This window comes from Streptomyces sp. NPDC054783, assembly GCF_053611725.1.
The window spans coordinates 65134-90763 of sequence record NZ_JBSHAY010000032.1 but is presented as its reverse complement, the minus strand read 5'-3'; the positions used below and the strand labels follow the sequence as shown (position 1 = coordinate 90763).

25 protein-coding genes, 1 tRNA gene and 2 pseudogenes are annotated in these 25630 nt (G+C 70.6%); 8 read left to right on the top strand and 20 right to left on the bottom strand.

Going from position 1 to position 25630, the window contains the following annotated elements:
- Positions 1-6: 6 nt before the first annotated feature.
- Positions 7-585 (bottom strand): TetR/AcrR family transcriptional regulator, encoded by a 579-nt coding sequence (locus ACWGJ5_RS37545; RefSeq protein WP_453314103.1) that lies wholly within the window; start codon positions 583-585, stop codon positions 7-9.
- A 191-nt stretch (positions 586-776) separates the two neighbouring features.
- Here ACWGJ5_RS37545 and ACWGJ5_RS37540 point away from each other — a divergent pair, with 191 nt between their 5' ends.
- Both ACWGJ5_RS37540 and ACWGJ5_RS37535 read left to right on the top strand, forming a co-directional pair.
- Positions 777-2204, top strand: coding sequence for an MFS transporter (locus ACWGJ5_RS37540; protein WP_453314102.1), 1428 nt, complete (start codon positions 777-779; stop codon positions 2202-2204).
- 45 nt (positions 2205-2249) lie between these two features.
- Positions 2250-2323: transfer RNA gene (locus tag ACWGJ5_RS37535), tRNA-Pro, on the top strand.
- A 510-nt stretch (positions 2324-2833) separates the two neighbouring features.
- Here the strand turns inward: ACWGJ5_RS37535 and ACWGJ5_RS37530 are convergent.
- The 5 genes from ACWGJ5_RS37530 to ACWGJ5_RS37510 all read right to left on the bottom strand — a co-directional run bounded on the left by ACWGJ5_RS37530 (position 2834) and on the right by ACWGJ5_RS37510 (position 6068).
- Positions 2834-3337, bottom strand: coding sequence for a hypothetical protein (locus ACWGJ5_RS37530; protein ID WP_453314101.1), 504 nt, complete (start codon positions 3335-3337; stop codon positions 2834-2836).
- A 250-nt stretch (positions 3338-3587) separates the two neighbouring features.
- Positions 3588-3896 carry a putative quinol monooxygenase gene (locus ACWGJ5_RS37525; protein ID WP_453314100.1) on the bottom strand — a complete coding sequence of 103 codons (309 nt, stop codon included), beginning with the start codon at positions 3894-3896 and terminating at the stop codon, positions 3588-3590.
- Between the two features lie 160 nt (positions 3897-4056).
- On the bottom strand, positions 4057-4482 hold the full coding sequence (locus ACWGJ5_RS37520) for a nuclear transport factor 2 family protein (RefSeq protein ID WP_453314099.1): 426 nt from the start codon (positions 4480-4482) through the stop codon (positions 4057-4059).
- 34 nt (positions 4483-4516) lie between these two features.
- Positions 4517-5218 carry an anthrone oxygenase family protein gene (locus tag ACWGJ5_RS37515; RefSeq protein WP_453314098.1) on the bottom strand — a complete coding sequence of 234 codons (702 nt, stop codon included), beginning with the start codon at positions 5216-5218 and terminating at the stop codon, positions 4517-4519.
- 7 nt (positions 5219-5225) lie between these two features.
- Positions 5226-6068 (bottom strand): NAD(P)H-binding protein, encoded by an 843-nt coding sequence (locus tag ACWGJ5_RS37510; RefSeq protein WP_453314097.1) that lies wholly within the window; start codon positions 6066-6068, stop codon positions 5226-5228.
- A gap of 577 nt (positions 6069-6645) precedes the next feature.
- Here ACWGJ5_RS37510 and sigJ point away from each other — a divergent pair.
- Positions 6646-7596 (top strand): RNA polymerase sigma factor SigJ, encoded by a 951-nt coding sequence (gene sigJ, locus ACWGJ5_RS37505; RefSeq protein WP_453314096.1) that lies wholly within the window; start codon positions 6646-6648, stop codon positions 7594-7596.
- A gap of 103 nt (positions 7597-7699) precedes the next feature.
- Positions 7700-8542, top strand: a complete 843-nt coding sequence (locus ACWGJ5_RS37500) for an alpha/beta fold hydrolase (RefSeq protein ID WP_453314095.1) — start codon at positions 7700-7702, stop codon at positions 8540-8542.
- 669 nt (positions 8543-9211) lie between these two features.
- On the opposite strand, the pseudogene ACWGJ5_RS37495 reads toward ACWGJ5_RS37500, so the two are convergent.
- The 6 genes and pseudogenes from ACWGJ5_RS37495 to ACWGJ5_RS37470 form a co-directional block, all read right to left on the bottom strand.
- Positions 9212-9451, bottom strand: a pseudogene (locus ACWGJ5_RS37495) (mycothiol-dependent nitroreductase Rv2466c family protein); the annotation flags it as partial.
- A 49-nt stretch (positions 9452-9500) separates the two neighbouring features.
- Positions 9501-9807, bottom strand: a pseudogene (locus ACWGJ5_RS37490) (LysR family transcriptional regulator); the annotation flags it as partial.
- A gap of 187 nt (positions 9808-9994) precedes the next feature.
- Positions 9995-10615 (bottom strand): TetR/AcrR family transcriptional regulator, encoded by a 621-nt coding sequence (locus tag ACWGJ5_RS37485; protein ID WP_453314094.1) that lies wholly within the window; start codon positions 10613-10615, stop codon positions 9995-9997.
- 141 nt (positions 10616-10756) lie between these two features.
- Complete coding sequence (locus ACWGJ5_RS37480; protein ID WP_453314093.1) at positions 10757-11842, bottom strand: ABC transporter substrate-binding protein; 1086 nt, start codon at positions 11840-11842, stop codon at positions 10757-10759.
- Between the two features lie 56 nt (positions 11843-11898).
- Complete coding sequence (locus ACWGJ5_RS37475; protein ID WP_453314092.1) at positions 11899-12777, bottom strand: ABC transporter permease; 879 nt, start codon at positions 12775-12777, stop codon at positions 11899-11901.
- A complete protein-coding gene (locus ACWGJ5_RS37470; RefSeq protein ID WP_453314091.1) occupies positions 12774-13634 on the bottom strand; it encodes an ABC transporter ATP-binding protein in 861 nt (286 codons plus the stop codon). Before ACWGJ5_RS37470 ends, ACWGJ5_RS37475 begins: the two co-directional genes overlap by 4 nt.
- A 236-nt stretch (positions 13635-13870) precedes the next feature.
- On the opposite strand from ACWGJ5_RS37470, the gene ACWGJ5_RS37465 reads away from it, so the two are divergent.
- Complete coding sequence (locus ACWGJ5_RS37465; RefSeq protein WP_453314090.1) at positions 13871-15559, top strand: ATP-binding protein; 1689 nt, start codon at positions 13871-13873, stop codon at positions 15557-15559.
- Entirely contained in the window at positions 15559-16248 is a 690-nt protein-coding gene (locus ACWGJ5_RS37460; protein WP_228619367.1) for a response regulator, read from the top strand. Before ACWGJ5_RS37465 ends, ACWGJ5_RS37460 begins: the two co-directional genes overlap by 1 nt.
- Here the strand turns inward: ACWGJ5_RS37460 and ACWGJ5_RS37455 are convergent.
- Both ACWGJ5_RS37455 and ACWGJ5_RS37450 read right to left on the bottom strand, forming a co-directional pair.
- A complete protein-coding gene (locus ACWGJ5_RS37455; RefSeq protein ID WP_453314089.1) occupies positions 16230-16370 on the bottom strand; it encodes a hypothetical protein in 141 nt (46 codons plus the stop codon). The two genes, ACWGJ5_RS37460 and ACWGJ5_RS37455, sit on opposite strands and share 19 nt — an antisense overlap.
- A 319-nt stretch (positions 16371-16689) precedes the next feature.
- Entirely contained in the window at positions 16690-18126 is a 1437-nt protein-coding gene (locus ACWGJ5_RS37450) for an amino acid permease (protein WP_453314088.1), read from the bottom strand.
- 209 nt (positions 18127-18335) lie between these two features.
- Between ACWGJ5_RS37450 and ACWGJ5_RS37445 the strand changes: the two genes are divergently transcribed.
- Complete coding sequence (locus tag ACWGJ5_RS37445; protein ID WP_453314087.1) at positions 18336-19490, top strand: hypothetical protein; 1155 nt, start codon at positions 18336-18338, stop codon at positions 19488-19490.
- Between the two features lie 198 nt (positions 19491-19688).
- Here the strand turns inward: ACWGJ5_RS37445 and ACWGJ5_RS37440 are convergent, their stop codons facing one another.
- From ACWGJ5_RS37440 to ACWGJ5_RS37415, 6 genes are all read right to left on the bottom strand, one after another.
- On the bottom strand, positions 19689-20378 hold the full coding sequence (locus ACWGJ5_RS37440) for a GntR family transcriptional regulator (RefSeq protein ID WP_453314086.1): 690 nt from the start codon (positions 20376-20378) through the stop codon (positions 19689-19691).
- A gap of 32 nt (positions 20379-20410) precedes the next feature.
- The gene (locus ACWGJ5_RS37435) at positions 20411-21412 is read right to left on the bottom strand and encodes a proline racemase family protein (protein WP_453314085.1); all 1002 of its coding nucleotides are present in this window, start codon (positions 21410-21412) and stop codon (positions 20411-20413) included.
- Positions 21413-21434: 22 nt separating this feature from the next.
- Positions 21435-22343 (bottom strand): dihydrodipicolinate synthase family protein, encoded by a 909-nt coding sequence (locus tag ACWGJ5_RS37430; protein WP_453314084.1) that lies wholly within the window; start codon positions 22341-22343, stop codon positions 21435-21437.
- A gap of 114 nt (positions 22344-22457) precedes the next feature.
- On the bottom strand, positions 22458-23849 hold the full coding sequence (locus ACWGJ5_RS37425; RefSeq protein ID WP_453314083.1) for an FAD-dependent oxidoreductase: 1392 nt from the start codon (positions 23847-23849) through the stop codon (positions 22458-22460).
- Positions 23846-24181, bottom strand: a complete 336-nt coding sequence (locus ACWGJ5_RS37420; RefSeq protein WP_453314082.1) for a (2Fe-2S)-binding protein — start codon at positions 24179-24181, stop codon at positions 23846-23848. The genes ACWGJ5_RS37425 and ACWGJ5_RS37420 overlap by 4 nt, the downstream gene beginning before the upstream one ends.
- Positions 24178-25347, bottom strand: a complete 1170-nt coding sequence (locus tag ACWGJ5_RS37415; RefSeq protein ID WP_453314081.1) for an NAD(P)/FAD-dependent oxidoreductase — start codon at positions 25345-25347, stop codon at positions 24178-24180. Before ACWGJ5_RS37415 ends, ACWGJ5_RS37420 begins: the two co-directional genes overlap by 4 nt.
- Before the next feature lie 152 nt (positions 25348-25499).
- Between ACWGJ5_RS37415 and ACWGJ5_RS37410 the strand changes: the two genes are divergently transcribed.
- On the top strand, positions 25500-25622 hold the full coding sequence (locus tag ACWGJ5_RS37410) for a putative leader peptide (RefSeq protein WP_453314080.1): 123 nt from the start codon (positions 25500-25502) through the stop codon (positions 25620-25622).
- Positions 25623-25630: the final 8 nt, after the last annotated feature.

Sequence of the window (25630 nt, the reverse complement as noted above, 5' to 3'; positions counted from 1 at the left end):
CCGGCCTCAGCGGCCGGTGCGCACCCCGTCCAGCGCGATGGCGAGAACCCGGTCGCGCTGGGCGTCGTCGTCGAAGGCCGTGGCCGTGATGCCGGCGACCATCCGCAGCAGATCGACGAAGTCCATGTCCGCGCGGGCCACACCCGCCCGCTGGGCGTGCTCCAGCAGCGGGCCACCGGCGGCGTACATCGAGTCGCGGCAGGTCTGGAAGATCTCCGACTCGTCGTTCAGCGCCTCGCGCACCGCACGCTTGGTGACCATGTAGCCGGCGAACCGGTCCAGCCAGGCGGTCAGTGCCTCCCACGGCGCCAGGTCCGCGACCTCCACGGCCGCCCGGCACAGGGCGTTGACCTCGTCGGCGTAGACGCTCTCGAAGAGGTCGCGGCGGGTGGGGAAGTTGCGGTAGAGCGTGCCGATGCCGACGCCCGCGCGGCGGGCGATGTCCTCCAGGGAGGCGTCCGAGCCGTGCTCGGCGAACGCCTCGCGGGCGGCGGTGAGCAGGGCGTCGTAGTTGCGGGCGGCGTCCTTGCGGTGCGGCCGGCGGGCCGCCACGATCTCGCCGACGGGGAACGGCGTGGCCGTCACTGTGCCTCCCAGAGGGAATCGATGAACCGGAGGAACGCATCCGGTTCGGTTGAACCGGAGGAACGCCTCCGCTAGAGTGGAGGCGCACCTCCACTTTAGCAGTGCGGGGGCTGCTCCGCCCTGGCCGGACGCGCCCGGCAGGAACGCCCCCTTTCGCCCGTCACAGCGCTCCCACTCGGAGAGGCTCTCCCATGCCCCGCAAGTCCACTCGCCTCACCTTCGCGGTCCTCGCGACCGGCGCCGGCGTGTTCTCCATGCTCCAGTCACTGATCGCGCCGGCCCTGCCGACCGTCCAGCACGCCCTGCACGCCTCCCAGTCGACCGCGACCTGGGTGATGACCGCCTATCTGCTGTCCGCCTCGGTCTTCACCCCGATCCTCGGCCGGGTCGGCGACCTCGTCGGCAAGAAGCGCACGCTCGTCGGCGTCCTGCTCGCCGTCCTCGCCGGCTGTCTCGTCGCCGCGCTCGCCCCCGACATCGGTGTCCTCATCGTCGCCCGGGTCGTCCAGGGCGTGGGCGGCGCCCTGTTCCCGCTGTCCTTCGGCATCATCCGCGACGAGTTCGCGCCCGCCGACGTGAGCGGCAGTATCAGCAACCTCTCCGCGGTCATCGCCGCGGGCGGCGGGGTCGGCATGGTGGCCGCCGGACCGATCGTCTCCGCGCTCGACTACCGCTGGCTGTTCTGGATCCCCGTGGCGATCGTCGCCGCGACGGTTCTGATCGCCGTGGCCTTCGTCCCCGAGTCGCCCAAGCGGGCCCAGGGCAAGGTCAGTTGGTACGGCGCCACGCTGCTCTCCGCGTGGCTGGTGGCCCTGCTGCTGCCGCTGAGCCAGGCCGGGCAGTGGGGCTGGGGCTCGCCGAAGGTGCTCGGCCTGTTCGCCGCCGCGGTCGTGCTGTTCGCCCTGTGGCTCACGGCCGAGGCCCGCTCCCGCACCCCGCTGATCGACCTGCGCGTGATGCGGCTGCCCGCGGTGTGGACCACCAACGCCGCCGCCCTCCTCTTCGGTGCGGGCATGTACGCGATCTGGTCCTTCCTGCCGGGCTTCGTCCAGACGCCGTCCGCGGCCGGTTACGGCTTCGGGGCGAGCGTCACCGCCTCCGGCCTCCTCATGCTCCCCATGCTGCTGGCGATGTTCCTCTCCGGCGTCCTCTCGGGCCGGCTCGAGCCCCGCGTCGGTGCCAAGGCGCTCCTCACCACGGGTGCCGCACTGGGCGCGCTGGCCTGCGGATTCCTCACCCTCTGGCATGACGCCCAGTGGCAGATCGCCGTGGTCGCCGGGCTGTTCGGCCTCGGCATCGGACTCGCCTTCGCCTCCATGGCAAACCTCGTCGTCGGCAGCGTCCCGCCCGAGCAGACCGGCGCCGCGACCGGCATGAACGCCAACATCCGCACCATCGGCGGCTCCATCGGCGCCGCGCTCACCGGCGTCCTGGTCACCGGCCGCCTCCAGCCCTCCGGCCTGCCCTACGCCTCCGGCTACACCCACGGCTGGGCCCTGCTCGCCCTCCTCTGCCTGGGCGCGGCCGGCGCCGCCCTTCTGGTCCCGGCCCGCCGCCCCGCCCGTACGACGATCCCCGCCGCGACGGGGGCGACACAGGCACCCGCACGGGTGCGGTAGGGTTGACCTGCGTGATCACACGGGACACCCCGGGTGAGAGCGCAACGGGACGTGGCGCAGCTTGGTAGCGCACTTGACTGGGGGTCAAGGGGTCGCAGGTTCAAATCCTGTCGTCCCGACTTGTGAAGTCGCAGGTCAGAGGTCGTATCGGGGCACGCCGATATGACCTCTTGATCATTCCTGGGGACCATGTGGGGACCAGCGCACTTGACTGGGATCGAAACGCATCTTGACCCGGTCAAGGTGCGCTCCCAGCAGCGGAGGACGTGCTGGTCGAAGGTCCGGCCCGGTTTGGTCAGCGGGCCAGGCTCGAGCCGTTGTCGCCCAAGGGCAGGGTTCCGGACCGCCATGGGTATGGCCCCGGTCGGCTTCCGCGAGCTCCACGCGGTGGAGCGCGGGGTCAACCGCCTGAAGTGCCACCGCTCGGTGGCTATGAGGTACGGCTGGGTCCGCTACGAGGCCACCGCCGCTCGTAGCGGTCATCAACGAGTGGTTGTGACCAGCACATTCGATAGACATCTCGGTGGACGCCGCCCCCGATTCCGCAACGGGCGCTGGAGGTGGTGCGCGACACCGCAGAGCACGGCGTCGCGTATCACCGCCTCCGACCCGGACGTGCTGGACGTCGTTCAGGCACTCGGGCGCCTGGAGAGGGGCGCGTCCCCGGTGTCCTCGAGCCTGCTGCCTCTGAAGAGGCCAAGCTCCACGGTGGCGTAATGGATTCCGTTCGGATCCTGGGCGTACGTGTTGTAGGTATAGGTCCTGCCGCAGCCGGTCGTGTAGCCGTGCCAGGGCCAGTAGTGATTGGCGCCGTGGTAAGGGATGGTCACCAGCCGAACGCCGATCTTGCCGCCGTCGCATCGCGAATCGTGCGGCTTCACCTTCAAGGTGACGGCGGTGAGACGGTTCGGACCGCCCCACCGGAAGAGGCCGGACGAGTCGGCATAGGGCTCCAACGACCCAACGGTGCTCGTGAGGTTGCCTGCGGCCATCCGATCCGCGTGGATGTTGTCCGGTGCGGCGGTGATGATGTCCTGGTACTGGTTGTCCGGGACCGCGGCGATTGCCGGGACGGCGGTGATGACGACGGTCGCCGCCACAGCGACTGCCGCGGCTAACCGGGAGATCTTCATCTTTGCTCCTTAGTTCAGGTGTTGTTCCAGTGGTTCGGCTGTACTACAACACGGGGTGGCACGAGACATGGTGTCCCGTTACCGCTGCCGCTTCTGGAGCGCGATGGCCGCCGGGGTGGCGGAGAAAGGCCGATGAAGGCGGTTCTCTTTGCCCCTATGCATCGCTGCCCCTATATGGGCGATGCGAGGCGGGAAGTGTGACATGCGCGGGCTGCCGATATTCGGCATGATGGCGGGGGGATCTTGGTGCTCAGGCTCCCACAGGTGGGGGGACTTTGGCGGCGATGACGTCCGTGCGCTCGAGCGTGGGCGGCTGGGCGAAGTGCTCGAGTGCTTCAGTCAGCCGGGTCCGTCCTGCCTCCAGGTGGGCCTGGCGGTCGGTTTCGCCAGGGAAGGCGTCGACGACCGCGTAGGTCGTCGGCCCCAGGCGGAGTGCCAGCCAGACGATGGTGCCGGACTCGGCCTCGACGTCCGGAAGGGCTGCCTTCAGATGGGCTTCCACTGCAGCCTCGTGGCCCGGTTTGGCTTCTATGCGCACGAACAATCCCACATTGACCATGGCTTTCACTCCAGTCGGTTTCGTTGTTCCGCCCGTCAGTGCGGACTGAGACCGGGCAGAGAAAGGGATTTACAGCGCGAGCGCTGCGGCGGTGATCCGGTTCAGCTACTCATGCCGGCCCGATACGGCAGGAAGCGGTCCAGTAGAACGCGTCAATCGGTCAAAACATTCCGTTCGGGTTTACCGCTTCCTCCGAAATCGGCTGCCTTACGTCCCAATGCTCGCCGATCTTTCCGTCTTCCATTCTGAAGATGTCGACAATGGCCGAGCCGAGCTGTCCGGGCACGCGCACCCCGTGAATGTGTGCGATGACGAAATCACCATCCGCAGAAATCTTCTTCACCTCGGCGCGCAGCTCGGGGAACGTCTCCCGCAAATAACGGAGGAAGCCCTTGAATCCGTCAATGCCGTCGGCGATCAACGGGTTGTGCTGTACGTAGCGATCACCGATGAGCTGTGACGCGGCATCAAAGTCCTTCTGGTTGAGGCAGGCTCCGTAGAAGGCCAGCACGGTCTGCTTGTTCTTTTCGAGTTGTGGGACGGGGGCGTCCACGTTGCCGGTCTGGGCCCGAGGGGAGATATCCATGGTCACTCCTATGCGAACGGCTGAGACGCACGCGCTACTGCCGAGGGGGTTCATCAGCGCCGGATTCCCGGCTGCTGCAAGAACAGCCCGAACAGCCGGGCCGGGAGCCCTCCCGGTGAGCATGAGTCTCTTGCCGGTCAGCCCGGGCGGGAGGTCGTCGAACGGGTCGCAGGAGACGAGCACTGCGTGGCCGACCGGGTGAAGCCGGACTCGATGCGGCCGTTCTGTCCGAGGCCGGGGCCTGGGAAGGGCGGTGATTGGTGTGGGTTGCGCTCATCGCTGCCGCGCTCAGGAGTCCGAACGCGACTACGGCAGCGACCGTACGCACGGTGTGAGCGATCTGCCAGCGATCGCGCACGCTTGCCCAGTCCGGGGGCGGCGCCTGCACATTCCAGTGCAACTGATCGGAGTTGATGGGGAGGTTGAAGACAACCGTCGTGACGAGGACGCTGAGCAGCAGGGCGAACGCTGCCACTGTGAGCCAGAAAGTGCGGCCTCTCGCCTTGACGGCCGTGGCGGCGACGGTCGCGGTGGCTGGCAACGTCGGCAGGAGGGTGGCGGAGGCAAGGTCGTCCAGTCGGAGGAGTTCGACCTGTCGCACCCGGGTGTAGACCGAGGCGTCGAAGTGCCGCAGCGAGAGCTCGAAGACGAGGACCGTGACCAGGAATCCGGCGAACAAGCCTGTCAATACGAGACCCACGAAGCGTAGGGTCGTGACCACCCGCTCCTTTCTCATGACGGCCTCAGCTCCGAAAGTCGGCCACGTGTTCAGCGGCCCAGGTGGCGAAGGTGAGGGCGGGGCGACCCAGGACTCGTGCGACCGTGTCCGTCGTCGGCCCCGGCTCCTTCAGGCATGCGGCCGCGTAGCCGATCACCCGGTCGGGCACGTCCTCGGGCAGTCCCTGGGCGAGCATCGCCTGGCGCAGCCCCTTGGGAGGAATCTCCTCGAACGACAGCTCCCTGCCGATGGCCTTGCCGATGAGTCGGACCCTTTCATGCTGGGTGAGCGACTCCGGCCCGGTGATCGCGTACGCCCTGTCAGCGTGGGCGGGGTCCAGCAGCGCCCGTAGGGCGAGCTCGGCGATGTCCCGCTGATGGATGGGGGAGGTGGCCGCATCGCCGTACACGCCTCGTACGACGCCCGTCGCACGGATCTGCGGCGCCCAGGCATGGGCGTTGGCGGCGAAGTCGGCGCACCGCAGGAACGTCCACTGCATCCCGGAGGTCCTGGCTGCGGCCTCGACCAGCTCGAACTCCTCGGCGAAGCGCCGGTACCCGCCCCCGTACTCGACGGTGATCGCTGACAACGCCACTACACGCCGCACGCCGTGCTCAGCCGCCAGCGCCAGCAGCTCGGCACTCGCGCCGCCGACGGCGCGCGGACTGAGCAGGAGAGCCTCCACGCCGTTCAGCGCCGACGCCAGCGACTGCGGACTGGATGGATCGCCGACGATCAACCGAACACCGTCGGCGAACGTGGTGGCGGCCGGATCACGGGTGACCGCCGCCGCCTCGGCTCCTTCCGCCACCAGCAGCTTCACTACGTCGCGACCGACGGTTCCGGTCGCGCCAGTAACCATGATCATGTGCACACTCCCGTTCGGGATACCGTCAACATCTCGCGTTGCCCGTGGCCCTCGCGGGCCGGACGTACCTGAGATCTGCGGCTGGTTCCGGAGTGTGACATTCGGCCGGATGACTGTGACGCACGTCTCAGGGCGAGCCCGAGATGTCCACGCTCCCGTTCACCAACCTTCTCTTGCGGGCAAGTCGGCAAGTCGGCAGGTCGTGAGCGGCGAGCCCTTGGCCGGGGGCATGGTGTTGAAGAAAAGGCACGGCAGCAGGCTCCGTTTGTGGCCGTTCTCCACCGCCGCCCAGCTCATCATCGCTGACCGTCGCCACATTTCTCCGCCTCGCCGGGCGCTATGCGTCGATGGTCCGGTCACCTGAAGGTCTTGCCGCTCGTGTCCATGGCTGGTCGAGGCAGGACCGGTTCTTCATGCCGCGCGGTCCCGCCCGTTGCCGTGATGCGTCACGTACGGAACGCCGGCGTCGTGGTCATGACATGTCGGGGTGAGATGTGGGTCACATTGCTTGGTGTGGATGTCACACTCCGGGCACTCCCGCGGCTCTCAGGAGTCAGACACGGCAGGAGGTCCGAAGATGTCCGACACCTCGTCGGCCGGCAGTGCCCGGGAGAGCGCAGTGGACACGGCTACCCGGGTGTTTGTCGAGCACCGAGAGCTGTTGTTCTCCATCGTCTACAACATGCTCGGCAGTGTCGCCGACACCGAGGACGTGCTCCAGGAGACATGGCTGTCGTGGGCGTCCAGAGGCGGGGCACCGGGCGCGGTGCGGATCGACAGCCCACGCGCCTATCTGGTGCGGATCGCGGTGAACAAAGCCCTCGCCCGCCAGGCCGCCATCAGCCGCCGTCGCGAGACCTATGTCGGTCCGTGGCTGCCCGAACCGCTCGTCACCTTCCTCGCCGACGGTCGTGTTCACGGCGATGCCGTGGACGCCGCCGATGCGGCCGAGCGCACCCAGTCGGTGTCCATGGCGCTGCTGGTCGTCCTGGAAACCCTCACCCCGCTGGAACGTGCGGTGTTCGTCCTGCACGAGGTGTTCGGCTATGCCCATACCGAGACCGCTGACATCCTCGGCCGCAGTCCCGCGGCGGTACGCCAGCTCGCCCACCGTGCGCGCGAGCATGTCCACGCCCGACGCCCTCGCTATCGGACCGACCCGCATCTGCGTCAACAGGTGACCGAGCGGTTCACGGCCGCGGTGTCCGGCGGCGACCTGCGGACGCTGCTGACGCTCCTAGCGCCGGATGTGACCTTGTGGGCCGATGGCGGAGGCAAGGCCACCGCCGCGGGCTCGCGCCCGGTCCACGGCCGCGACAAGGTCGCCCGGCTACTGGTCAACGGGGCCACCCGCGCCGGTGGCGGCCTGGAAATCGGCTACCGGCGGGTCAACGGCGATCCTTCGGCGCTGCTGTTCAGCGGCGGCTCGCCCTTCGCCGTGCTGGTCCTCGACCTGGTCCCGGACGGCCGACAGGTCTGCGGCATCTACTTCGTCACCAATCCCGAAAAACTCGAAGGTCTCACCTGAGGCCGGCTACCAGAAGACCTCGCCGGAGGCGGCCGTACAGCCGGATACACACATGTCCGGCAAGGCACAGGCTCGTGTCGGCCAAGAGGTGAAGAGGACGGGAATGAAAAAGATCGAACTGTCCGCCGGGACCATCGAATACGAGGACACCGGCGGTGACGGTCCCACGCTTGTACTGTTGCACGGATTCATGATGGATGCCTCGCTGTGGGCCGGATCGATCAGTGATCTGTCAGCCGATCACAGATGCGTGGCACCGACGCTGCCCCTTGGCGCGCATCGTCACGCGATGCGTGCGGATGCCGACCTGTCGCTGCCCGGGATGGCCCGGTTGGTCGCGGAGTTGCTCGACCGCCTGGATCTGCAAGACGTCACCCTCGTCGGCAATGACACCGGCGGGGCGATCGTCCAGCTGCTCATGTGCGACGGCGCCGCGCGTGTGGGACGGGTCGTACTCGCCTCGTGCGATGCGTTCGACAACTTCCCGCCAGGGCTGACAGGCAAGACGCTGATGCTCACCGGCAAGCTCCCGCCTCGGATGTTCGGGCTGTTCATGCAACAGATGCGGCTTCGGGTGATCCGCCGGCTCCCGATCGCTTTCGGGTGGCTGACCCTTCGAGGGGACGCTGCCACCGCCCGGTGGATGCAACCGGTCATGAAGCGGCCTGATATCCGTCACGACGCCGTGCGAACACTGCGAGCCGCTGCAGCGGACACCGGCCTCCTGGTGGCTGCGGCCGAACGCTTGCCCAGCTTCGAACGTCCCGCCCTTGTGGTATGGGCGAGCCGCGACCGCGTCATGCCGCCTGAACATGGCCGACGCCTGGCCGAACTCCTCCCGCACGGACGGCTGGTCGAGATGGGCGACAGCTACACCCTCATCCCGCTGGACCAGCCGGCCGGACTTGCCCAGGCGATCCGGGAGTTCACGCCAGGCCGTCTCTGACCGGACCAGCGCCGACCGAGGAGAGTGAAGAGACAACGGATGAAGCCGACGATCTTCGCAGTGACCGGTGGCATCGGCTCCCACCTTCCTGATCGGATGGGAAGGACGGGCGTGGGTTGTCACGGCTGACCTGGCCGCGCCGGACGCGGACGTGCTCGCGTCCGCTGTCGTCGGCAGGGACGCCGTCCGCGCCGGGCTCCCCCCTGTTTTCGGCCGTCAACCTGGCGCACTGGCGGCCTGCGGGGGAAGAGCATAGGGACACCGACGGTTCCTGGCGTTGGCGCGAGGCCGTCCGGGACCTGCAACGTGAAGCCGAGAAGATGCGGCGCCACAACGCTCTCTGAGCCCGCCCTTCAGCGGGCGTACGCGGAGAGGGCCGGCAGCATCCGTCAGGCCCGGCGGTGCTCCCTTGGGGACCAGTTGGGGACCACACGGTGTGCGCGATCCCGCCCGGCCTGCTTCGAACGGCACGGCTTGCGTCCGTGAAATTCACTATTTACCTGGATAGTTCCTGTGCCCCCTACTCCTGGGGGTCAAGGGGTCGCAGGTTCAAATCCTGTCGTCCCGACTTTGTGAAGTCGTAGGTCAGGGCCGTTTCAGAGGAGATCTGGAACGGCCCTTCGGCCATTCTCGGGGACCAGGGGCCCTGATCGGTGAGTGGACGGCCTCTCAGCCGAAGAGAGGGCAGACACTGCGCCCCCGCTCGATCTCGTGGAAGCCGGGCGTGGCGGCGACAGCGAGGGTGCCGTCCCACGGGCGTGCCGCCTCCTCACCCCTGGGCGCGGGGGTGACGACGGGGCCGAAGAAGGCCACCTTGCCCGACGGAGCGTGCGGACCCGGCACGGCGATGATGGGACTGCCGACCTCGGAACCCACGAGGTCGATGCCTTCGCGGTGCGACCGGCGCAGCGCCTAGTCATGGGCGTCGAAGTCACCGGCGTCGACGAGGGGACGGGCAGCCCGACCGGACCGGCTCCGAGCCGGCCGTCCTCGCCGCGCGTGGCGCAGGTCGTCGGCGCTGTCCACAAGGGCGCGGGCGTGCGGGAGGAGCGCCGCTCCGGCTGGTCGGGGTGACCGAGCGGCGGGCCCGGTCGAACTGCCGGACCCCCAGGTCGCGTTCCAGAGCCCTGATCTGCTGGGACAGCGCCCTGATCTGCTGGGACAGCGCCCTGATCTGCTGGGACAAGGACGGACCCGCGATCAGGAGCCGGCTCGCCGCGCGGCCGAAGTTTCAGCTCCTCGGCGACCGCGAGGAAGTACCGCACCTGACGCAATTCCGCGTCGGCCGTGCTACGCGTGGCGAGAGCCCCGACCTCCCGGTGCGGGACGGGCCTTCGCCACCCGCCTGCGGGGCGCAGGGGGGGATTTCACCGATGCGGCGCACGCCGCGCAGCCGCCGCTCCGCCCGTGCGGCCTACCGTGCCGTACCCGGTGACTTTGGGCAGGGGCCGGTCAGGGGTTGACGGCCGCCACGTCCGGATGGCGTGCGGAGAGCAGCGACAGGCAGTTCTCCCACAGGGCTTCGAGGTGGCGGGTGTTGTTGTACAGCTTGGCGAACAGCACCTGGCCCTCGAGCTGGGCGACCACCGACCGGGCGGCCTCCCGGGTGTCCCCGACGGTGACCTCACCGCGCTCCCGGGCTTCGGCGACGACCTCCTCGACCATCTCCACCTGGGCCTCGAAGATCTGCTGCAGGCGTTCACGGATGGGCTCGGTCTGGTTGCTCAGCTCCAGGGTGAGGTTGCCGAACATGCAGCCGGAGACGGTCCCGCAGCTCTGCTGGCCTGCGCGCAGGCCGGCCTCCGTCTCCTCGAACAGCCGGTGCAGCCGCGAGAGCGGCTCCGCATCGTTCTGCAGGGCCCGGGCCCAGTCGCTGCGCTGGGCCTCCCAGTGCTCGTCGAGCACGGCCAGGGCGAGAGCCTCCTTGGACTCGAAGAAGTAGTAGAAGCTGCCCTTGGGTACGCCGGCGGCCTTGCAGATCTCGGCCACGCCCAGCGCGGAGTAGCCTCGCAGCTCGATGAGCGACTGCGCTGCGGTGAGGATCTTCTCCTTCGCATCACTGGTACGTCCCATGACCCCGAGTATACGACCGATCGCCTATCACTAATAGACCGGTCGGCTAGCCCTTCCGAGAGCACAGATCAGCGGCCGTGCCGGGCTGATCCGACACGGCCGCTTGGTCATTCCCGTCAGTCTCCGGTGCGTGACGGAGACTCAGCCGGACGTCCCCGCCGGGGCCGTCGTCGTGGTGAAGCCCTCCTTCTTGTTGGCCGCGAGGGCGAAGTCGTTGGTGAACGTCGTACCGAGGTTCACCTTCGAGGTCGCGTGGCCCACCAGCTCCTCCGTGGACAGGACGTTCTTGGGACCACCGGCCGGCATGATGCCGTCCGGGAGGAACTGGCCCTTGTCCTGGGTCAGGGCCGAGATGTAGTCGGCCTTGGTGACCAGCTGGTTCTGCACGAACGACTGCGGCAGCTTGTCGGCGATGTCGGCCGCGCTGTGCTTGTCGATCCAGTGCATGGTGGCCACGAGCGCGTCGACGACCTTCTGCACCGCGTCCTTGTGCGAGTTCACCCAGTCGGCACGGGCGATGACACCGGCGGCCGGCCAGGCGCCGCCCGTCGCCGCCTTGGCACCGGAGACGGTGGCGGCGTCGACCGCCGAGTAGCCCATGCCCTTCTTCTCGATCGCGGCGACCGTCGGCTGCGTCGTCATGACACAGGCCACCTTGCCGTTCTGCAGCGCGGCTATGGCGGTGGAGCCCGCGCCGACCCCGATCCGGTGGAAGTCGCCGGTCTTGACGCCCTTCTTGGCGGCCAGGAACTGGGTGAGGGTGTCGGTGCCCGAGCCCAGGTCGGTCACGCCCAGCGTCTTGCCCTTGAAGTCCGCGGCCGAGTGCACCCCGCTCTTGGTGGCACACATCTCCCGCTCGCCCGGCGCGCCGGACAGCTGGACGACGTCCTCCACCGCCTTGCCCTTCACCTGGAAGTCGATCGTGTGGTTGTACCAGGCGCCCGCCATGTCCACCTGCCCCGAGGCCATGGCCTCCTCGGCGCCGGTGCCGCCGTCCTGCTCGGTGCTCAGTACGACGTTGACGCCGTACTTCTTGTAGAAGCCGAGGTTCTGGGCGAGCTGGTACGGCAGGTAGATCTGCTTGTCGATGCCGCCGACCATGAGCCTGACGGTCGGGGTGCCGCCGGAACCGCTCGAACCGGAGCCGGAGGAGCTGCTGGAACACGCGGTGGCCGCGCCGAGGGCGAGCACGGTGACGAGGGAGGCGGTGAGGGTTCTCTTGAACATGGCGGCTCTTTCGTTCTTGGGATGGACCCGAGATGGACCGGAGAAGGGAGAGGAGATCAGAGGCTGTTGGCTTCGGAAGGGGCCGGCGGGCGCCAGGAGAGCAGCCGGTGCTCGAGCTTGCCGATCAGCCACTCCGCGCCGAGCACGATCACCGCGATGACGAGCATCGTGGCGAACACGCCGTTGGGGTCGAAGTTGTTCTGCGCGGTCTTGATGACGAGACCGAGGCCGCTCTGCGCGCCCAGCACCTCGCCGACCAGCGCGCCGACGATGGCGAAGCCGAACGCGCTGTGCAGGCTGGCGATGATCCAGGTGAGTGCGGAGGGCACGATGACGTGCCGGATGATCTGCATCTGGGAGGCGCCGAGCACCCGGGCGTTGGCGAGGATGTTGCGGTCGACCTCGCGGACGCCCTGGAAGGCGTTGAAGAAGACGATGAAGAACACCAGCACGGCGGCGAGCAGGATCTTCGGTGTGACGCCGATACCGAAGGCGACGATGAAGATCGAGCCGAGGACGATGCGCGGGATGGCGTTGACCATCTTGATGTAGGGACCGAGGACGTCGGACAGATAACGGCTCTGGCCCAGCGCGACACCGACGACGACTCCGGTGCCCGCGCCGAGGGCGAAGCCGATGAGCGCCTCCTGGATGGTGGTCCAGATGTTCGCGTAGAAGGACCCGAACTCGGTGCCGTTCTGGAAGAGGTCGATCAGCCGCTTCCAGATCCCGGACGGCTGCCCGAAGAAGAACGGGTCGACGACGCCCCAGGTGGTGAACGCCTGCCAGCCGCCGATGACGAACGCGGCGAGGCCGAGGCGGCCCGCCCAGACCAGCGCGACGCGGCGTCGTGCGGCCCGTTTGGCGGCGGCCGCGGCCGAGGCCTGCCCGCCGTCGGCGACCGGGACGGCGGAAGCGGTGGACGTCGTGCTCATGCCTTTCCTCCTGCGGTGCGTGCGTAGGCGCGCTCCACTTCTTCGCGCAGCGTGTCCCAGATCTGGTGCTGCAGTTCGATGAAGCGGGGCTGGTAGCGGATCTCCTGGACCGAGCCGCGCGGACGCGGCAGGTCGATGTCGAAGACGGCCTTGACCGACCCGGGACTGGACGTCATGACGACGACCCGGTCGGCGAGCGCCACGGCCTCGTCGAGGTCGTGGGTGATGAAGATGACGGAGGGCCGGATCTGCTCCCACAGGTCCAGCAGCTCGGTCGACATGATCGCCTTGGTCTGCACGTCCAGGGCGCCGAACGGCTCGTCCATGATCAGGATCTTGGGTTCGTTGATCAGCGCAGCGGCCATCGCCACGCGCTTGCGCATACCGCCGGAGAGCTGGTGCGGGTAGCGGTCCTCGAACCCGGCGAGGCCGACCCGGCGCAGCCAGTCGCGCGCCGAGGCCTGGGCCTGCTGCTTGGGAACGCCGCGGAATATCGGGCCCATGAGCACATTGCCGAGGACGGTCTTCCAGGGCAGCAGCGCGTCCGCCTGGAACATGAAGCTGACGCCGTCGGTGATGCCGTCCACCTCACGGCCGCCGACCCTGACCGAGCCCTCGCTGGGCCGGTCGAGCCCGGACACCATGCCGAGCGTGGTCGACTTGCCGCAGCCGGTGGGGCCGACCACCGCACAGAACTGACCCGGCTCCACGGTGAACGAAACGCCTTGCAGCGCCGTGAACACCTCACCGGCAGGGGTCAGGAATCGCTTGGTGAGCCCGGAGATCTCGATGCGCGCGTCCTCGCGCTCTGCTGCACCGGCGATCGGGCTCGTCGCGACATCGTTTCGCGAAGCCATGTGAGGCCGTCTCCTTCCACACCTCGTGGGGTCGAGAAAGCAGACGCTAGAGGTCACCCGGTGTTACGTCGCTGTTTCCCAGGTATCTCGCGAAAGCCGCGTTAACCGGGGTTCTGCTCATTCTGCTCAGCGAAACGGGGGTGGGCAGGGTTTCGGCCATCAGGCACAATCACGCCACCACGGGTCCGGCGTCGGGCCGGCCCGGCACCACGCGGGACAGAAGCGAAGAGGCACCTGTGACACCCAGCCGAATGCGGATCGGGCGCGGCGGGAGGGGGAGACTCTCCGCGCGGATCCTCGCCAGCCAGCTCGTCATACTGGCGCTCACGGGCGCCATCGGATTCGTCCTGTTCGCCTTCGCGCAGCGCTCCGCACTCGACCGCACCTACGAGGAGCGGGCCGTGGGCATCGCGCAGACCGCGGCCGCGGACCCGCAGATCCGCCGGGCCATGCAGTACGGCGACGGCGGCGTCGTGGTGCAGACCGCCGCCGAGCGGATCCGCAGGGCGTCGGGGGCGTCGTACGTGGTGGTGATCGACCTGCACGGGGTCCGCCACTCGCACCCCATGCCGCGGCTGGTCGGCTCGCCGGTGGCCGAGCCGATCGTGGTGCTGGACGGCCGGACGCACGTCGGCACCGACCAGGGCGCGACCGGGCGCTCCGCCAACGGCAAGGCCCCGCTGTACGGGCCGACGGGCAAGCTGGTCGGCGAGGTGTCGGTGGGCATCCCGGAACGGCATGTGCTCGACGAACTGTGGCGCGAGCTGCCCACCTTCGGCCTGTACGCGGCGATCGCCACCGCACTCGGTGCCGCGGCCGCGTATCTGCTGGCCAGACGGCTGAAGCGGACCACGTTCGGGCTGGAGCTGGAGGAGATCGCCGGACTGCTGCAGGACCGCGAGGCGATGCTGCACGGCATCCGCGAGGGCGTGGTCGCCTTCGACCCCGACGGCCGGATCACCGTGGTGAACGACGAGGCCCGCCGGCTGCTCGGCCTCGGCAACGCACTCGGCCGCACCGTCGAGCAGGTCCTGCCCGACGGCCGGCTGCGCCGCGCCCTGGACGGAACCCTGACCGGCACCGACGTCAGCGTCCTGACCGACGAACACTGCCTCGTCGTCAACCGCATGCCGGTCACCCTGCACGGCCGTGAACTCGGCGCCGTGGTCACCGTACGGGACCGCACCGAGCTGGTCGGGCTGCTGCGCGAACTGGACTCCGTGCGGGGTCTGACCGACGCGCTCCGGGCCCAGCAGCACGAGTTCACCAACCGCATGCACACCCTGGCCGGCCTGCTCGACATCGGGGAGTACGACGACGCCTACGAGTTCGCGGTCGGCGCGGCCGGCGCCGGACAGGCGCTCAGCGAGTCCGTGCGCAAGCGGATCGGCAACTCCCTCATGGTCGGTCTGATCGTCGCCAAGACCACGGTCGCCGCCGAACGCGGGGTACGGATCGTGCTGACCGACGACTCGGCCCTCGGCCAGGACCCGCCGCACCTGCACCGGCTGCTGACCATCGCCGGCAACCTCCTGGACAACGCGGTCGACGCGGCCGGCGAGGGACCGCGCCCGGCGGGCGGCCGCGAGGTACGGCTCACCCTGACCGAGAGCTCCCACGAGGTGCGGGTCCGGGTCGCGGACACCGGTCCCGGGGTACCGCCGGACTCGGCCGAGTCGATCTTCGAGGACGGCTGGTCGACCCGGCCGGAACGGGGCACCGCCCGGCGCGGCCTCGGACTGGCCCTGGTGCACCGGCTGGTGCAACGGCACGGCGGCACCATCACGGTCAGCGAGGGACCCGGCGCGGTCTTCACGGTCGTACTGCCCCTGCCGGACACGGCCCACGCGCCGCACGGAGCGCCGCGGGGAGCACCGCACGGAGCACTGTTCACCACGGCGTTGCCGGTGGGAGGCGAGCGCTGATGATCCGGACCCTGGTCGTGGACGACGACTTCCGGGTGAGCCACATCCACAGCGAGTACGTGAGCCGCGTCCCGGGATTCGACGTGGTCGGCGAGGCGGCGAGCGTCGCCGAGGCACTGGAGGCGGTCCGGGCGCTGCGCCCCGACCTGCTGCTGCTCGACATCTTCCTGCCCGACGGCAGCGGACTCGACGTGCTGCGCCGGCTCACCGGGGACGAGGGCGGAGCCCGGCCCGACGCCCTGATGATCACGGCGGACCGGGACATCGAGTCGGTGCGCAGCGCCATGAAGCTCGGTGCCGTGGGCTACCTGGTCAAGCCGTTCGGCTCGCCCGACCTGTGCGAGCGGCTCACCGCCTACCGGGAGCTCCAGCACCGCGTGGAGGTGCTCGGCCCGGCCGCCGAGACCGATCAGGCCGATGTGGACGCCCTGTTCAGCGCCGCCCGGCCGCCCGCCGTGCCGCGGGTGCCGGCCAAGGGCCACTCGGCGCCCACCCTGACCCTGGTCCACCAGGCGCTGCGTGCCGCGAGCGGCCCGGTGTCCGCGGCCGAGGCGGCCGAACTCACCGGCGTCTCCCGCGCCACGGCCCAGCGCTATCTGTCCTACCTGGTCAAGGAGGGCATGGTCCGCCTGGAGCTCCGGTACGGCGCCGCCGGGCGTCCCGAGCACCTCTATCGCATCGTCTCCTGACCGAGCAGAGGCAGCGCCGCGAAGACGTGATCCCGCCAGAGCAGCCGGGAGGTCTCCTCCGGGTAGGGCGTCACGGGCGGCTGTTCGTCGAAGATCCGGGTGAGGCGTCGCTCCTTTGTCATAGGCCGGCCAGCCGGGCTCGCCGTGCGCGGCGCAGGCCGACCACGCGGTGCGGAACGACGCGGACAGTTCCTCCGCGGCGGGGGAGGGGCGCTCGCCGATCAGCGCGGTCGGCTGCCCGCTGCCGAGGTTGCCGAACACCAGCGGTACGTCGAGGCCGTGACAGGCGCCGAGGACACCGCCCATCCCCGGCGCGGGCCGGATCAGTTCGTACACATGGGCACGGCCGCCGCCGCTGAGCTGGGCCTCCCGGACCGGCACGGCGGTCGCACGGCCGACGCCGGGCATCATCCCGCCGGGTCACCGTGAGCGGCCGGCGAATTACGGGGTGCCGGTCTCCGCCGGCTTCCGCTGCCGCCGCGCCGCCATCACCGCGTAGACCAGGATCCCGACGAACAGGAACAGCACACCCTGGTACACCGCCGCGTAACCGGCGCCCGCCATCAGCCAGACGGAGAAGACGGCCGCGACCGCGGTGATCACCGAGTCCCGCACGAGCCGCGCCCGGTCCACCGACCTGCCGGAGACCAGGTGGACGAGCTGCGCCGCCGTCGCCAGCAGGTACGGCACGGTCGCGGTGAACGTCGTGACCAGGACCAGGACGTCGAAGACCTTCGCCGAGCCCGACAGGTAGTTGTACGCCGTGAGCAGGGAGGACAGCACGACCGTGACGCCGACACCCACCGTCGGCACACCCCGGCGGCGGCGCGCGAAGGCCGCCGGGAACAGGCCGTCCCTGGCCGCGGCGTACGGGGTCTGCGCGCTCAGCAGCGTCCAGCCGTTGAGGCAGCCGGTCATCGACACCAGCGCCGCCAGCGCCACCGCCGTACCGCCCCAGCGGCCCCCGAACATCGTGTTCACGGCGTCGGAGAAGGGGGCCGTGGAGGCCATCAGCCGGTTGTGCGCGACCGTGCCGAAGACGGACAGCGTGCCCAGCAGATAGACCAGCGCGGCACCCGCGGTGCCGATCACGGTGGCGCGCCCCACGTTGCGGCGGGCGTCCCTGACCTCGCCGGCGCTCACGGCGGCGGACTCCACTCCGAGGTAGGAGAAGAGCAGCAGGGCGGCGGAGGCGGAGACGGCACCTACGGCGCTGTGACCACTGGCGTTGAACGGTCCGAGCCGGGCGGGGTCGAAGAAGAACAGGCCGCCGACCGCGACCAGCAGCAGCGGCACGAACTTCAGGACCGTCGACACCAGCTGGACCGCGCCCACGTACCGGGTGCCGGCGAAGTTGGCGAGTGCGGGCAGCCACTGCAGGGCGAGGGCGGCCAGGCACGCGGTCCACTTGTGGTGGGTGACCGGGATCAGCACGTCCAGGTAGCCGACGGCGGCGACGGCGAGGGCCGCGTTCGACACCCAGGTGGTGATCCAGTATGCCCATGCGGCGAGGAATCCGGCGAAGTCACCGAAGGCCTCGCGGGTGTAGACATAGGGGCCGCCGGTGCGGGGGTCGCGCGCGGCCAGCCGGCCGAAGACCAGCGCGAGCGCGATGGCTCCCACGGTCAGCACACCGAAGGCGATCAGGCTGACCCAGCCGTACGGGGCGATGGAGGCGGGGAGCAGGAAGATGCCGCCGCCGATGATGTTGCCCATGACCAGCGCGGTCGCGACCGGCAGGCCGAAGCGCCGGGCATGTTTGCTGGTGGTGCCGTGGGCGTCGGCGACGCCGGTGGTGCCGCGAAGGTCTCCGACGACGGCCGTGAGGTCCTCGGAAGGGGCCGGAGCCGGCTGCGGGGCGGTTCCGGTGACGTGCATGGGTGGTGCGCCTCTCATCGAACTGATGTCCCGGGATCGCCGGGGCGCTGCAATGGTCCGGTATGCCCTTGCCCGCCGCAAAATCGCCGCTTCTTGTGCCGTCCGGAGCGGCTGGTGGTGGAAAAAGTGCACTGATGCGGCGTCTGCACCGAGAGATATTCGGCGCCTCGGACCGGCGTGGAGCGGCACGGCTGCGATGATCTGACGGCATGAGAACGGAAGAGGCCACCCCGGCGGCCGAGCGTGTCCTGTGCGTCGAGTCCCGCGCCGGCGCGAAAGCTCTGGCCGACGTCGGCACGGCCCTGCCCCCGCCTTCCCCCGGGGAGCAGGTCCTCTTCCTGTCGTTCTGTTACGCGGACGTGCCCCTGGGACGGCGCTACGAGTGCTGCTTCCCGGCGGCCGACGAGGGTGACGCCACCTGGGTCACGGTCACGGTCGTCGCCGTGACCCAGCAGTTCGGCAAGCCCTTCGACGGCATCCCGCACGGATGGAAGACGCTGGCCCTGCTGCGGTTCGAGCCGGAGGTGCCGGCCCTGATCAGCGACCTGCCCACGGCCCCCGGCTGGTACGAGCACCCGATCTCCGTGTACATCGGGGACCGGGCCGCATGGGAGGCGCGCCGGTGGGAGTACGGCGGCGAGCACGGCTTCGGCGCGCGGCTGCGGCGCTGGGTGGAGCACCGGCGGACGGACGCCGGCTCGCTGTCCCGGCAGGCCGGTGTGCCCGAGGAGTGGGTGCGCGGCGTGCTGAACGGCGGCCCGGCCTCGTACCCGCTGCTCCGGCGACTCGGCCCGGCACTCGGCCTCCACGCGGCGGACGCATTCACCCTCGCCGGTAAGGAGGTCCCGGACGAGTGCGTGCCCGTGGACCCCCGGGCCGGCCGCCTGGTGCCGGACCTCGTGCGGCAGGCCATGAAGCTGTCGCCCGACGGCATCCGGGCCCTGCGCGGGTTCGTCGCGTCCCTGCCGCAGGAGGAGCCCCTGGCTCCCGCGTCCGTCACCGTGCCGTACGCCGGGGCGACCGGTCCCGGCGCGCTGCTGATGCGCCTCGTGCACAACCGGAACCTGGGACTCGTGAGCGTGGCGAAGACGTTCGCGCTGCTCACCGGCCGGTACTGGGCGGCGTCCACCTACGGTGCGCTGGCCCGGGGCGGCACGGAGGTGACCGCCGGCCTGCTGGCCGACTTCGCCGCCGTACTGGGCATCCCGGCCCCCGACCTGGCCGTGCTCACCGGAGCCACCCCGTGCGAGGTGACGGGGCGGACGACCGGCACGGGAGTCGGCGAGCTGATCGCGGACGTCCGGCGGCTCACCTGCGACCAGATGCGCCGGACGGTCGACCTGGCCGGCGCACTGCGGGACTAAGGCCTGTCGTCAAACTCCCGCCGTCCGCCCGGAGGGCGGCCCCTGTGGCGTCAGGTGCGTGCTCTCGGAGCGCCGGGACCTGGCCCTCGTACCGGGGACGTACTTGGGCCCGGGCCCGGTGCGGCGAGAGTGCGTGCATGGCGTCGCGGAGCTGGGGGCACCGCCCGGCCGAAGGCTGGGGGAGTTCGACGACAGGGCCTAGGCCTCGCCGCCGGCCCACAGGCTGCGCACATGGCCCAGATGCCGGGTCATGATCGCGTGGATGGCCTTTTCGTCCCGTTCCAGCAGGGCGTCGAGGAGTTCCAGGTGCTCCTCGGCCGAGGCGAGCAGGCGGCCGGCCTCCACCAGGGCCGTCAGGCCGTAGAGGCGGGAGCGTTTGCGCAGGTCGGCGACCACCTCGACCAGGTGGGCGTTGCCCGCGAGGGCGAGCAGGCCCAGGTGGAAGCGCGTGTCGGCCTCGACATAGGCGATCAGGTCGCCCGTCACCGCCGCCGTGACGATCTCACGGGCCGCCGGGCGCAGCGCCTCCAGCGAGACACGGTCGGCGGTGCGGGCCAGTGCGACGACGGTCGGGATCTCGATCAGGGCGCGGATGTGCGTGTACTCGTCCAGCTGCTTGTCGGAGACGACGGTGACCCGGAAGCCCTTGTTGGGCACGGTGTCGACCAGGCCCTCCTTGGCCAGGTCCAGCATCGCCTCCCGCACCGGCGTCGCCGAGACGCCGAAGCGGGCGGCGAGCGAGGGCGCGGAGTAGACCTCGCCCGGCCGCAGCTCGCCGGCGATCAGCGCGGCGCGCAGCGCGTCGGCGACCCGCTCGCGGTAGCTGCTGCGCCGGCCGCCCAGCCGGGGGAGCGCGGGCATCTCCGTGCCTCGCGTGTTCGGTGCCATGTCACGCATCACCAGGTGAGTCTAGAGGACGTCTAGAGGACGAAGCCCTCCGGGAAGGGGTCGGTGGGGTCCAGGAGGTACTGGGCGGTGCCGGTGATCCACGCGCGGCCGGTGAAGCTGGGCAGAACCGCCGGGCGGCCCGCGACCTCCGTCGTGCCGAGCAGCCGTCCGGTGAAGCGGGTGCCGATGAAGGACTCGTTCACGAACTCGGTGTGCAACGGCAGTTCGCCGCGTGCGTGCAACTGCGCCATGCGGGCGCTCGTGCCAGTGCCGCAGGGGGAGCGGTCGAACCAGCCGGGGTGGATGGCCATCGCGTGGCGGGAGTGGCGTGCCGTGGCACCGGGTGCGTAGAGGTGGACGTGGTGGCAGCCGCGGATGGAGGGATCCTCCGGATGCACCGGTTCCGCCTGGGAGTTGATCGCCTCCATCAGCGACAGGCCCGCCGCCAGGATGTCGTCCTTGCGGGCGCGGTCGAAGGGCAGCCCGAAGGCGTCGAGCGGGAGGATCGCGTAGAAGTTGCCGCCGTAGGCGAGGTCGTAGGTGACCGTGCGCCCGTCGGGCAGGGTGATCTTGCGGTCCAGGGCGACGGCGAACGACGGCACGTTCTTCAGGGTCACGTTCCGCGCGGCGCCGTTCTCCACCGCCACCTCGGCGACCACCGGCCCCGCCGGGGTGTCGAGCCGGATGGTGGTCACCGGCTCCACCACCTCCACCATGCCGGTCTCGACCAGCACGGTCGCCACCCCGATGGTGCCGTGCCCGCACATCGGCAGATAGCCGGAGACCTCGATGTAGATGACGCCCCAGTCGCAGTCGGGCCGGGTCGGCGGCTGCAGGATCGCGCCGCTCATCGCGGAGTGGCCGCGCGGCTCGTTCATCAGCAACCGCTTGATGTGGTCGCGGTGTTCACGGAAATACAGCCGCCGTTCGTTCATCGTCGCACCCGGTACGGTGCCGATCCCGCCGGTGATCACCCGGGTCGGCATGCCCTCGGTGTGCGAGTCGACGGCGTGCAGGACGAGCTTGCTGCGCATGATCCGGCTCCCTTGTGCGCGCTTATGCGAGGCCCGCGGCGACGGCCTTCTCGGTGGCCGCCCGGACCGCCGCCTCCTGCTCGGGCGGCAGCGGGACGCGGGGCGGGCGCACCGGGCCGCCGTACCGGCCGACGACGTCCATGGACAGTTTGATCGCCTGCACGAACTCCACCCGGGAGTCCCAGCGCAGCAGGGGATGGAGCTGCCGGTACAGGGGGAGCGCGGCGGTGAGGTCCCCGGCCACCGCGGCACGGTACAGCTCCGCCGAGGCCCGGGGGAGCGCGTTCGGGTAACCGGCCACCCAGCCCTTGGCGCCCGCCACGGCCAGCTCGAGCAGAACGTCGTCGGCACCGATCAACAGGTCCAGTTCCGGAGCGAGTTCGGCGATACGGTAGGCGCGGCGGACGTCACCGGAGAACTCCTTGACGCCGTGGATGTGGCCTTCGCCGTGCAGTCGGGCGAGGAGTTCGGGCACCAGGTCGACCTTGGTGTCGATCGGGTTGTTGTACGCCACCACCGGCAGGCCCGCGCGGGCCACCTCGGCGTAGTGGGCGAGGACGGAACGCTCGTCGGCGCGGTAGGCGTTGGGCGGCAGCAGCATCACCGAGGCGCAGCCGGCCTCGCCCGCCTGCTCGGCCCAGCGCCGGGCCTCGGCCGAGCCGTACGCGGCGACGCCCGGCATCACCCGCTCGCCGCCGATCGCCGCCACGGCCGTCTCCACCACCCGGGCGCGCTCCTCGGCGGTGAGCACCTGGTACTCGCCGAGCGAGCCGTTGGGTACGACGCCGTCACAGCCGTTCGCCACCAGCCAGGCGCAGTGCTCGGCATAGCGGTCGTGGTCGACCGAGAGGTCGTCGCGCAACGGGAGGGCGGTGGCGACGAGGACGCCGCGCCAGGGGCGGTGCAGAGAGTGGGTCGGTGAGTGGGTCATCGCGGGAATCCCCCATCCAATGAGGTGTGACATATTACTGAGGCGGGACGACCTGTGGACAGGTCTCGGTGCGGGTGATTCGGTCCGGGTGGTTCAGTCTTCCGGCAGCGTGGTTCAGTCTTCCGGCAGCGCGGCCAAAACACCGAGCGGCACCGGTCGGGCGAAGGGGCGGCGGCCCGGAGCGAGCGGGCAGCCGGTCAGGCCGGCCACCGCGGGCGCGCACATCCGGCCCTGGCACCAGCCCATCCCGGCCCGGGTGAGCAGCTTCGCGGTGCGCAGATCACCCGCGCCGAGCGCGCCGGCGGCCGTACGGACCTGACCGGCGGTGACCTCCTCGCACCGGCACACCACCGTGTCGTCCGTGATCCGGTCCGTCCAGCCCGCAGGCGGCGCGTACACCGTCTCCAGAGCCGCGAAGAACGCCCGCTGCCGGGTCCTGGCCCGGGCGGCCGCCGCCCAGGAGTGCGGGTCCGGGACGGCGCCGCGCAGGCGGGCGGCGATCGAGCGGCCCGCGATGTGTCCCTCGGCGAGCGCGAGGGCCGCGCCGCCGATCCCGGTGGTCTCCCCTGCGGCCCAGACCCCGGGCACGTCCGTGCGCTGCTCGTCGTCCACCCGTACGTCCGTGCCGGTCAGGGTGCAGCCGAGCGTCTCGGCGAGGTCGGTGTGCGGCAGCATGCCGTGTCCGACGGCGAGGGTGTCACAGGGGATGCGGCGCGCGCTGCCGGGCCTGATGCGCCCGTCCCTGTCCAGCGCGGCGACGGTGACCGCCTCCAGCCGGTCGGTGCCGTGCGCGTCCAGCACGGTGTGCCGGGGCAGCGTGCGCACCTTGTGCCGCAGCAACCGGCCCGCGTACCAGGCGCCTTCGGCGAGCTTGCCCGGCACCGCCGCCGCCAGGGCCGGAGTCCGGCGCAGTACGGTCCCCGGGTCGGCGGACTCGACCAGCGCGGCCACCCGCGCCCCGGCCGCGGCGAGCCCTGTGGCCACGGGCAGCAGCAGCGGTCCGGTGCCGGCGACCACGACCGTGCGGCCGGGCAGCACGAGTCCGCCCTTGAGCATGGCCTGCGCGCCGCCCGCCGTGACCACACCGGGCAGCGTCCAGCCGGGGAAGGGCAGCACGCGCTCGTACCCGCCGGTGGCGAGCAGCACGGCGTCGGCGCGGACGATGGCCCCCTCCTCCTGTGCGGGGCCGCGCAGGGCGTGCACCGTGAAGCCGCCGGACTCGCCTTGCGCGCACCAGACGTGATGCTCCGTCAGGTGGGTGACGCGTCCGGCGGTGATGTGCCGGTCGATGCCGTCCCGCAGTCGCTCCCAGGTGCGCCACTGATGGTGCAGGGCCTCGGGGCGGCGGGCGCCGAGGGCCCGGGCGGGCTGCCGGTAGAACTGGCCGCCCGCCTGCTCGGCCGCGTCGACGAGGGTGACCCGTACACCCCGTGCGGCCGCCGCCAGTGCCCCGGCGAGACCCGCCGGGCCCGCCCCGACGACGGCGAGATGCGTTCGCTCGGTCATCGTCCCGTCCCCTCCTGCGTGCGGATCACATCGCCCGGCCGGACCGGCACCAGGCAAGCCCGTTGGTTCGCCCGCCCGTTGACGGTCACCAGGCAGTCGAAGCACACCCCGATGCCGCAGAACACCCCGCGCGGCCGGCCGGCCCCGCGGGTGCTGCGCCAGGAGGTCACGCCCGCCGCCCAGAGCGCCGCCGCGACCGTCTGCCCGGGCAGGGCCGAGAGGGGCCGCCCGTCGAAGGTGACGGTGAAGGCCTCGCCCGGCCTCGCCCCGGCCAACTCCACGGGATTCGGGGCCGACTCCAGCGGATTACGGGCCCACTCCAGGGGATTCACGGTGTGTCGCCTCCGTCGGTGTCGCATCGCTCGAACCGCTCCGGCCGGAACGGCGTGAGATCCAGTTCCGGCGTCTTCCCGGTGAGTGCCTGTGCGGTCAACTGCCCCGTACCGGTGGCCAGCCCGATGCCGGCGCCCTCGTGTCCGCAGGCGTGGAACAGCCCCGGCGCGCGAGGGTCGGGGCCGATCGCCGGGAGGTGGTCGGGCAGGTACGGCCGGAAGCCCGCGTACGTCCGCAGCGCGCGCACCCGCTCCAGGAACGGGAACAGCCCGATCGCCCCGGCCGCGAGCGCCCGTACCGCCGGAAGCGACAGCGAGCGGTCGAAGCCGACCCGCTCCCGGCTCGCGCCGATCAGCACCGGTCCGGCGGCCGTGCCCTCCACCACCGGCGAGGTCCGCAGGGCGGCCGAGTCGCTCGCGACGTCCGCCACGTAGTCGGCGGCGTACACCTTGTGCCGGACCATCCGCGGCAGCGGCTCGGTGACCAGGACGAAGCCGCGCCGGGGGAGCACCGGCAGCCGGACGCCGGCGAGCGCCGCGAGCTCGCCGCCCCAGGTGCCGGCCGCGTTCACCACCGCCGGTGCGTGCAGCTCGCCCCGGTCGGTGCGGACACCGGCCACCGCGCCGCCGGCCGTGCGCAGTACCCCGGTCACGGTCCACCCGGTGTGCAGGCGGGCGCCGGAGGCGCGGAGCACGTGGGCGGCGGCGAGGGCGGGCATGACCTGGGCGTCCTGCGGATAGTGCACCCCGCCCGCCAGACCGGGGACCAAATGTGGTTCCAGAGAAGGCAGTTGGTTTGCGGTTACCGGGTCGGCCACGACTCCGGCGGCCCGCTGCCCGTCCGCGAACGCGTGCAGCGCGGCGAGGGTCCGGGAGGTGGAGGCGACCACGAGGCCGCCCTTGGGTTCGTGCTCGACCGCCGCTCCGAACTCGTCGCCCAGCTGGGCCCACAACCGGGCGGACAGCAGGGCCAGATCGAGCTCGGGGCCCGGTTCCTTGTCGGAGACGAGCAGGTTGCCCTCGCCCGCGCCGGTGGTGCCGCCGGCCACCGGGCCCCGGTCCACCACCCGCACCTCGAGGCCGGCCCGTGCGGCGTACAGCGCACAGGCCGCGCCCACCATGCCGGCTCCCACGACCACGACATCGCAGGTCAATCGCTTTGCCACATCAGTACTATGTCACATGGTTCCGATTCTGAGGAGACCTCGGACGCTCTCGGCCGGTCACACACATGTCCCAGGCGTGGACGCCCTCTTGACGTCGCCGAATGCCGGGTCGAGACTCCAGGATGGGAATCCTAGTGAACAGGTAGGGAATGATGACGCGCCTCGACACGGTCACCGGCCTCGCGGGCCGTGCGCCGTTGTGCGCGCCCCTGCTCACCTCCCGCCGGCACATCGACCTGTTGCGCGTCTGCAGCGCGATCAGCCGCTGCCGCTGAGCCGGGGC